The sequence below is a fragment of the Nostoc sp. NMS9 genome (assembly GCF_017114995.1).
In the GTDB taxonomy this organism is placed as follows: domain Bacteria; phylum Cyanobacteriota; class Cyanobacteriia; order Cyanobacteriales; family Nostocaceae; genus Nostoc.
Genome location: NZ_JABXKL010000074.1, coordinates 112,916 through 122,720 on the forward strand (window position 1 = coordinate 112,916; position 9,805 = coordinate 122,720).

Sequence of the window (9,805 nt, forward strand, 5' to 3'; positions counted from 1 at the left end):
GTTCATTTGACAGATGAAGTGGGCATCTTAGAAATAATTAGGCAAAAATAACATTGAGAGTGACTAACAATGCACTGCCAATATCAGTAGCTTGAGACTGTAAAAGGAGCCACGCAAGTGCGAAATTGGAATCTCAGCACAAAAATTATTGCTTCCTATTCAGTGCTAATTGCAGTAATGGCTGGGACAATAGCTTCGGGGATATACTGGCAGTTATACTCTAGTCAACGGCAGGCAATCCGTAATCGTCTTTTGGCGATTGTCAGTCTGGCAGTTCCACAAATCGATAGCGATTATCACGGATTGGTTCTACAACGTAGCGATCGCACTTCCGCCTTTTACAAAATCAATCAAGATAGACTTGTATCTATTCAATCGACTAGTAAAGATATTTTACGTATTTATACTATACGAGAACAACCAAATAAAAAATTTGTCTATGTCTTAAACTACGATCCTGCCGATCAAGGTAAAAACGTATTGATTGGCATGGATTACACAAAGTCATTAGATGCTTTGTATGCAGCCGTTGCCCACAATGCACCGTTTGTTGAGCAGGAATTTCAGCAAACTGCAAATGGCAAAACCATTCTTTATGGCTATGCTCCAATTACCAATCTCCAGGGTCGGGTGAATGGATTCTTGGTGGTTGAACTGGATGCCAGTTCTGTAGTGCGCCAAGAATATTCGGTAGCCGGATTTGCTCTGATAAATTTTTTCGCTGTGTTGTTAGTAACTGTATTTTTAGTGCGTTGGCTATCGCGATCGCTGGTTGTGCTACCGATTTTACAACTTAACAGCGCTGCCAAACAATTAGAAACAGGGAATTGGAATGCAACTCTACCGAGCAATCGCACCGATGAACTGGGAGAACTTTCCGCATCTTTTAACAGCATGGCCAAACAGTTGCAAACCTCCTTTGCCACCTTAGAACAAAAGGTAGAAGAACGGACACTACAACTAGCAGAAGCAAAAGAGAAAGCCGATACTGCCAACCTTGCCAAGAGTGAGTTCCTCGCTAACATGAGCCATGAATTGCGAACTCCGCTCAATGGTATCCTGGGCTATGCCCAAATTCTCCAAAATGGTGAAACCTTAACAGAACGAGCTAAAAAAGGTGTAGATATCATCTATCAGTGCGGCAATCATTTGCTCAATCTGATTAATGATATCCTTGACCTCGCCAAAATCGAAGCCCGCAAGTTGGAATTGTATCCTAGCGATGCGAATTTCCCAGCACTTCTCGAAGGCATTGCAGAGATGATGCGCGTGCGTGCTGGTCAAAAAGGAATTTCTTTTACCTATCAACCTGATTCTAATTTACCTGTTGGCATTAGAGTCGATGAAAAACGCCTACGCCAAGTGTTGATTAACTTATTGGGCAATGCGATTAAGTTTACTGACGAAGGCGGAGTTACATTTCGCGTTAAAACTCACAAACTGGAAACTGCAACTTATCAAATTCGCTTTGAGGTGGAAGATACAGGTGTTGGGATATCGCCAATTGGACTCACCAAAATCTTCCAACCCTTTGAACAAGTGGGTGATGTGAAAAAACAAGGAGAAGGTACTGGACTAGGACTAGCAATCAGTCTGCAAATCGTTTCTTTGATGGGTAGCACCCTAAATGTGGACAGCCAACTTGGAGAAGGTAGCACCTTCTGGTTTGAGGTTGAACTTCCCGAAGCTCAAGAATGGGCAGCAAGTCTGCGAACAACTAAGCAAGGCAAGATTATCGGATTTGAAGGCAGCAAGCGGCAGGTCTTGGTAGTCGATGATCGTTGGGAGAATCGCTCGGTTTTGGTTAGTTTACTGGAACCCTTGGGTTTTGCAGTGATTGATGTCAGCAATGGTCGAGAAGGATTAGCCAAGGCGAAAGAGATTCATCCTGACCTGATTATTACAGACTTGATGATGCCAGAAATGGATGGTTACCAAATGCTGCGACAGTTGCGACAGATTCCTGAGTTGCAGAATGTTGCAGCGATCGCCTCTTCAGCTAGTGTATTTGAAAGTAACCAAAATGAGAGTATCACAGCCGGGGCCGATGCGTTTTTACCCAAGCCTGTAGAAGCCTCAGCGCTGCTGAAGTTGCTGGAAAAATACCTGAATCTGAAATGGATTTATGAGCAAAACTCCATTGCTGTGGAGCCAATGGCAGCCAACTCAGAGGCAATATCTTCATCCACCCCAGATGAGATTGTTCCCCCAACCGAGGAGGTTTTGTTTCAGTTGCACACATTGGCGTTGCAGGGACGCTTGATGGCGATCGAGCAACAGCTAAAAACTTTGGAAAAAACAGATGAGCGATACCAACCATTTGTTAAAGCGATACGTGAGTATGCAGATAATTTCCAGACTGAAAAAATCCGAGCATTCATTGAACAGTATCTTCCCTAATCGAAGGTACTGGCGACTAGACACTAGAAAAGAATTCTTGTAATCCCAATCCCCATTTTTGCTATGACGGCATTCCCTGGAAATTCCATTACATTTAACAATCCCATTACTAACGTCTTTGACAATGGCATTATCCTCATTGTCGATGATGTGCCAAATAACTTGAAGGTGCTTTCAGAGACCTTAGCCGATGCTGGTTTTGAAGTTGCGATCGCCACCAGTGGTGAAAGTGCGCTACAACAATTAGAACATACGACCGTGTCTTTGATTTTACTGGATGTGATGATGCCGGGGATGAATGGTTTTGAAACCTGTCAGCACATTAAAGCCAATCCAAAAACCCAAAATATTCCGATTATCTTTATCACTGCCCTGTCTGAATCGGTGAATAAAGTTACAGGCTTTGAATTAGGAGCCGTTGACTACATCACCAAACCGTTTCAACAAGGTGAAGTTTTAGCACGGGTGCGAACTCATCTTAAACTCAACCAATTGAGCCAGTCTCTTGAAGCCAGAAATACAGAACTGCAACAACTCACCCAGCAACTAGAGCAACGAGTTACTGAACGAACTCAGGAACTATTTGCATCGATTGAAACCCTCAAGCAAACTCAACAATTGATGCGCTTAGTGTTTGATACTATTCCACACTGGGTAGGCTGGAAAGATATCAATTCAGTTTATTTCGGCTGTAATCAAAGTTTTGCTGATGTACTAAACTTAAATTCACCTGATGAGATTGTGGGTAAAAGCGACTATGACTTACTGATAAGCAAAGAAGAATCCGATTGGTTTAGGATGTGGGATAGCCGCGTCATGGAGTCTGGCCGAGCAGAATTTCATATCATTGATCAACTGCAACGTCCAGATGGTCAGCAAGTTTGGTTGGATACGAGCAAGATGCCTCTACGCGATGCCAAGGGGAATGTATTCGGCATTTTATTCGTGACAGAAGACATTACCGAACGTCGCCAAGCTGAAGACCAACTCAAACAACAAAAACAAAATCTAGAACAAGCACTAGCAGAACTTCAAGGCACTCAAGTGCAATTGGTACAAAGTGAAAAAATGTCGGCGCTGGGAAACCTCGTAGCGGGGGTGGCACATGAAATCAATAACCCTGTTGGCTTCCTGGGCGGCAATATTCAACCTGCTTTAGATTATATCAAGGATATATTTGGCTTAATGGATTTGTATCAACAGGAATATTCCACTCCCAGTGGAATAATTCAAGATGAAATCGAAGCAATTGACCTCGATTACATCCGCGAAGACTTACCTAAGTTAGTGGGTTCTATGCGAGAAGGTGTGAAGCGAATTCGGGATATTAGTACTTCTTTACGAACCTTCTCTCGTGCTGATAGCGATCGCGCTGTTGCCTGCAATATTCATGATGGCATCGACAGCACCATTTTGATTCTCAAACATCGTCTCAAACCTTCGGAAACCCGCCCAGAAATTAAAGTTATCAAAGAATATGGTCAACTACCATTAGTAGAATGCTTTGCTGGGCAGTTGAATCAGGTGTTTATGAACATTCTGGCTAATGCTATTGATGCTTTGGAAGAGTCAAATATTGGACGCAGTTTTGAAGAGATAAAAATCAATCCAAATTGCATCACAATTATTACTCAAATTAGTGACAATAAACAACAAATAATTATTAAGATTAAAGATAATGCCAAGGGAATGAATGAACAAATAAAATCAAAAATATTTGACCATTTATTTACGACAAAAGCTGTTGGTAAAGGCACAGGATTAGGATTAGCGATCGCTCGTCAAATCGTCGAAGAAACCCACGGCGGAAAATTGAGTTTTAACTCGGTTCTGGGTAAGGGTACAGAATTTATTATTGAAATTCCAGTATAATTTTTGTTTTTTTTGGTAAACAATTTCAGATATCTGGGAATACTAAATCCATAAATTGTGAGGATTTGGCAATATGGTTAGCACTTTAGTCAGTATTCCCGGATATCGCATTAGTGAAGAACTCTACAACGGTTCAAGAACCCTGGTTTATCGAGGGTATCGAGAAACTGACTCCTTACCTGTAGTGATTAAACTGCTAAAAAATCCCTATCCCAGTTTCAGCGAACTGGTACAGTTTCGTAATCAGTACACCATCGCCAAAAATCTCAACTCACCTCTAATCATCCAAACCTACAGCCTGGAACCCTACCAAAATAGTTATGCACTGGTGATGGAAGACTTTGGGGGGATTTCTCTCAAAAATTACTTCACCTCTGTAGAGACACTATATATCGCGTCTCTACAACAGTTTTTAGAAATAGCGATCGCACTGTGCAATACCTTAGATATATTGTATCGAGAACGGATTATTCATAAAGATATAAAACCCGCCAATGTTTTAATTAATCCCGAAACAAAACAAGTTAAATTAATTGACTTTAGTATTGCATCTTTACTACCACGAGAAACCCAAACACTAATTAATCCCAATGTCTTAGAAGGGACACTAGCTTATATTTCTCCAGAACAAACCGGGAGAATGAATCGGGGAATTGACTATCGGACTGATTTTTATTCTCTGGGTGTGACATTCTACGAGTTACTTACCGGAGTTTTACCATTTCAATCAAACGATCCGATGGAGTTGGTGCATTGTCATATTGCAAAACTTCCACCCCTAGTACATGAAATTAACCCACAAATCCCGTCTGTAGTCTCCGAGATTGTCAGTAAATTGATGGCAAAAAATGGTGAAGACCGCTATCAAAGTACCTTGGGACTGAAATTTGATTTAGAAAATTGTTTAACTCAACTTCAAGAAACGGGTTCCATTGAGAACTTTGAAATTGCCCAAAGGGATGTGTGCGATCGCTTTATTATCCCTGATAAACTCTATGGAAGAGAAACAGAAGTATCAACCCTACTCCAAGCATTTGAAAGAGTGAGCCTGGGTGCAACTGAAATGATGCTGGTAGCTGGTTTTTCGGGAATTGGTAAAACTGCGGTTGTCAACGAAGTTTATAAACCGATTGTGCGGCAACGCGGTTATTTTATCAAAGGGAAATACGACCAATTTGGGCGCAATATTCCCTTCAGTGCATTTGTGCAAGCTTTCCGGGATTTAATGGGGCAATTGCTCACAGAAAGTGATATTCAAATCCAGCAATGGAAAAGCAATATATTAGAGGCTGTGGGGGAAAACGGACAAGTAATTATTGAAGTCATCCCCGAATTATCTAGAATTATTGGTATCCAACCAGCAGTACCAGAATTATCAGGAACTGCTGCCCAAAATAGATTTAATTCAATATTTCAGAAATTTATTAGCGTTTTTACAACTAAAAAACATCCCTTAGTGATGTTTTTGGATGATTTACAGTGGGCTGATTCGGCTTCTTTCAAACTGGTTGAATTATTGATGGGTGAGGATAGCGGATATTTATTATTAATTGGTGCTTACCGGGATAATGAAGTGTCTCCAATACATCCTTTGATGATGACTTTGGAGGAGATGCATAAAGTGGGTGCAGTTATTAATAGTATTACATTGCAAGTTCTTAGTGAAAATACTTTAAATCGACTGGTTGCAGATACTTTAAATTGCATACACGACCTAGCGACACCTTTGACGCAGTTAATTTATCAAAAAACTCAAGGGAACCCATTTTTTAGTACACAGTTCCTCAAGGCTTTGTATGAAGATAATTTGATTGTATTCAACTCTTATCTAGGATGCTGGCAGTGCGATATTACCCTAGTTAAACAAGCTGCATTGACTGATGATGTGGTAGAATTTATGGCGCAACAGTTACAAAAGCTGCCTTTTTCAACCCAAGGGATTTTAAAGTTAGCGGCATGTATTGGCAATCAATTTAATTTGATGACCTTAGCAGCTGTTTCTCAACAGTCAGAAAATGAAACTGCTGCCGCACTTTGGAAAGCTTTGCAGGAAGCTTTGGTTTTACCGGAAAGTGAAATTTATAAGCTTTATATTGCCGAGGAAGAAGCAATTTATCAACAAGAAATGTCCCATGTTGTTAATTACAAATTCTCCCATGACCGCATTCAGCAAGCTGCTTATTCATTGATTCTTGATGAAGATAAACAAGCAACTCATTTACAGATTGGACGTTTATTATTATCCAATACTTCCGATGGCAAACAAACAGATAAATTATTTGATATTGCCAATCAATTGAATATGGGAATTTCCCTGATCGCCGATGATGTTGAGAAAATTCAAGTTGCCGAAATCAATCTCAATGCTGCTCAGAAAGCGAGAAGGTCAACGGCATATTCAGCGGCTTTTAGTTATGCAGAAAAAGGGATGAGTTTGTTAGATGATAATAGTTGGCAACGGCAATATAATATTACTCTTGGTTTGCATAATATTGCCGCAGATACAGCATTTCTGACGGGTAGGTTTGCAGAAATTACTCAATTGATGCACTTAGTAAAACTTAATTCTCAAACAGTAGTAGATAATCTTGCTGTTTATGAGGCTCAAATTCAAGCTTATAGTGCCCAGAAGAATTATCAAAAGTCGATTGATACGGGTTTAGAATTTCTCCAATTGTTAGGGATTAAATTACCATCGCAGCCAAGTAAATTACAAGTGTTGGCAGAATTAATCAAAACTAAGGTTTTATTGCATCGTAATTCCTTAGAAAAGCTGTTGCAATTACCTGTGATGACAAATCCAGAAACTATTGTCGTACTGCGAATGAGCAATTTAATTTCCTATCCAGCATATTTCTGTTCGCAGCCATTACTGGCACTATTGGCCTTTCTGGGTGTCCAAAAATCCCTTCAACAGGGTAATTCTATCTGGTCATCTAGTTTTTATACAATCTATAGCATTATTTTATCAAATTTGCAGGAATTAGAAGCAAGTTATCAAATGGGGCAATTTTCCCTCAAGTTACTAAATAAATTACCAAACCTCTACATTGAAGGAAAAATAAAAGTAAGCATAGCAATCTTCAGCCAAATGTGGCAACAACCACTCAGCAACAGCTTACACTTGATTCAAGAAGGCAAACAGGCAGCCTTGAATTGTGGAGATTTTGCTTTCGTAGGTACGGGATACTTCAGTGAAATTAATGTAGGTTTCTTCTTAGGAAAGCCACTCACTGAGTTGTTACCAATCTCTGAACTCTACCATCAAGCATTGACAACGGAAATACCCGATGAAGTGAGTCTACAACAAATTATTATACTGCGGCAGGTAATGCTAAATCTGACGGAGGCATCTCCCCAACCCCATATATTAGTTGGCACAGAGTGCGATGAAACACAGCTAATTCCCCACTTTCAAGCCAGTAATGATGCTGTCTTTCTTTCTATTATTTATTGCTTCAAAGTACTTATTGCATACTTGTTTAGTAATATCTCAGTAGCACTTGATGCCGCAGATGCTTCCCTTCCCTACGAACAAGAATTAATTGGCGTCAATGGTATTATATCTACTTGGTTTTATGATGCCTTAACACGATTGGCTGCTTATCCTAACTCCTCACCTCAACGAAAAAAGCAGCTACTCAAACGAGTTACCAAAATTCAGCACAACCTAGAACGACGGGCAAAATTAGTTCCTACCGACATTAAACACAAATGCGATTTAATTAGAGCAGAACGTGATCGCATTCTCGGCAATAAACTTCAAGCACAAGAATATTACGACCTGGCAATATCGGGGGCAAAACAAAACAGCTATATTCAAGAAGAAGCTTTAGCAAACGAACTCGCGGCTAAATTTTACCTCGAATGCGGTAAAGAAAAAATCGCTCAAGTCTATATGCAAGAAGCATACTACTGTTATGCCCGTTGGGGAGCAAAAGCCAAAGTTACCGACTTAGAAAAACGCTATCCCCAACTACTCGAATTTCTCCTGAAACAACAAAAACTTCATCTCAATCTCAATCCCTTAGAAACTATTGGCTTTGGTGGGACTTTCTCATCTACTTACACGAATACCATTGGCAGCACCAATATTTCCGACGTTTTAGATTTTACCTCTGCCCTGAAAGCCGCTCAAGCTATTTCCAGTTCTCTGGAATTAGATACACTTATCGCCAGTCTCACCCGGATTATCTTAGAAAACTCTGGCGCGAGAAAAGCTGTACTGCTGCTTCCCCAAGAAAATATTTGGCAAGTACGAGCAATTACTTTTATTGATCATGAGAAAATACAAACCAGCCTCAGCCCAGAATTACTAGACAATTGTCAAGATATTCCTGTAAAAATTATCCATTACGTCAAAAATACCCAACAAACAGTGGTTATAGACAATTGCAAAACAGATATTCCTGGTTTAATTGAGGAATATATGTTGTCACATCAACCCCAAAGTGTATTTTGTACTCCGATTATTAATCAAGGGCATTTGGTGGGGATTCTCTATTTAGAGAATCAAATGATTCAAGGGGTATTTAACAGCGATCGCCTCAGTATAATTAACTTACTTTCTTCCCAAGCAGCAGTATCCCTAGAAAATGCTCGACTGTATCAACAAGCAGGAATTGCACTACAAGACTTACAACAAGCCCAATTACAAATTGTCCAAAGTGAGAAAATGTCGGCACTGGGTAACTTAGTTGCTGGGGTAGCCCATGAAATGAATAATCCTTTAGGCTTTATTTCTGCCAGCCTTCAACAAGTTAAACCCAGCCTTGCGGATATTGTTAAACACTTCAAACTCTATGAAGAAAGTTTCCCCAATCCAGGTGATGAAATTATCGACCATGCCAAAGAAATTGACTTGGATTATACCTTAGAAGACTTGCCCAAGATAATTGATTCAATGGTGATGGCGTGCGATCGCCTGGAAAATATCAGTACTAGTTTAAGAACTTTCTCCCGCGCTGATAAAGATTATAAAGTGCCGTTTAATATCCACCAAGGCATTGATAGCACCATTCTCATTCTCAAACATCGTCTGAAGGCTAATGACCAACGTCCAGCGATTGAAGTTATCACCAACTACGGTAATTTACCTCAAGTAGAATGCTTCCCAGGTCAATTAAATCAGGTATTTATGAACTTGCTAGCTAATGCTATTGATGCATTAGAAGAATCTAACACCGGACGCAGTTTTGAAGAAGTTAAAGCTAATACTAACTGCATTACAATTACAACCTCAGTCGGAAATAATCTGGTTAAAATTGCCATTGCTGATAATGGTAAGGGGATGACTGAAGAAGTAAAATCAAAACTATTTGACCATTTATTTACTACGAAAGCCGTTGGTAAAGGGACGGGGTTGGGGTTAGCGATCGCTCGTCAAATTGTCGAAGAAACCCACGGAGGAAAGTTGAGTTTTAACTCTATTCTGGGTAAGGGTACAGAATTTATCATTGAAGTTCCGGTATAACTGTTGGCTTCTTTTGGTAAACAACTTCAGTATCTGGGAATACTAAATCCAGAAATCGTT

The 9,805-nt window shown here is 40.1% G+C and carries 3 protein-coding genes; all 3 read left to right on the forward strand.

Annotation, left to right across the window (positions count from 1 at the left end; genetic code table 11):
• The first annotated feature begins 117 nt into the window (after positions 1–117).
• The 3 genes from HWQ40_RS22900 (at position 118) to HWQ40_RS22910 (ending at position 9,745) form a co-directional block, all read left to right on the forward strand.
• Positions 118–2,400: an ATP-binding protein gene (locus HWQ40_RS22900; RefSeq protein ID WP_292782205.1), complete on the forward strand. Its 2,283-nt coding sequence runs from the start codon at positions 118–120 to the stop codon at positions 2,398–2,400.
• A 63-nt stretch (positions 2,401–2,463) separates the two neighbouring features.
• Entirely contained in the window at positions 2,464–4,272 is a 1,809-nt protein-coding gene (locus HWQ40_RS22905) for a response regulator (protein ID WP_292782208.1), read from the forward strand.
• Positions 4,273–4,345: 73 nt separating this feature from the next.
• A complete protein-coding gene (locus HWQ40_RS22910) occupies positions 4,346–9,745 on the forward strand; it encodes an ATP-binding sensor histidine kinase (RefSeq protein ID WP_292782210.1) in 5,400 nt (1,799 codons plus the stop codon).
• The last annotated feature ends 60 nt before the right edge of the window (positions 9,746–9,805 follow it).

Bases quoted from the DNA above. Each gene is read 5' to 3' on its own strand.
- HWQ40_RS22905 (WP_292782208.1), top strand. From the start codon at position 2,464: ATGACGGCATTCCCTGGAAATTCCATTACATTTAACAATCCCATTACT.
- HWQ40_RS22910 (WP_292782210.1), top strand. From the start codon at position 4,346: ATGGTTAGCACTTTAGTCAGTATTCCCGGATATCGCATTAGTGAAGAA.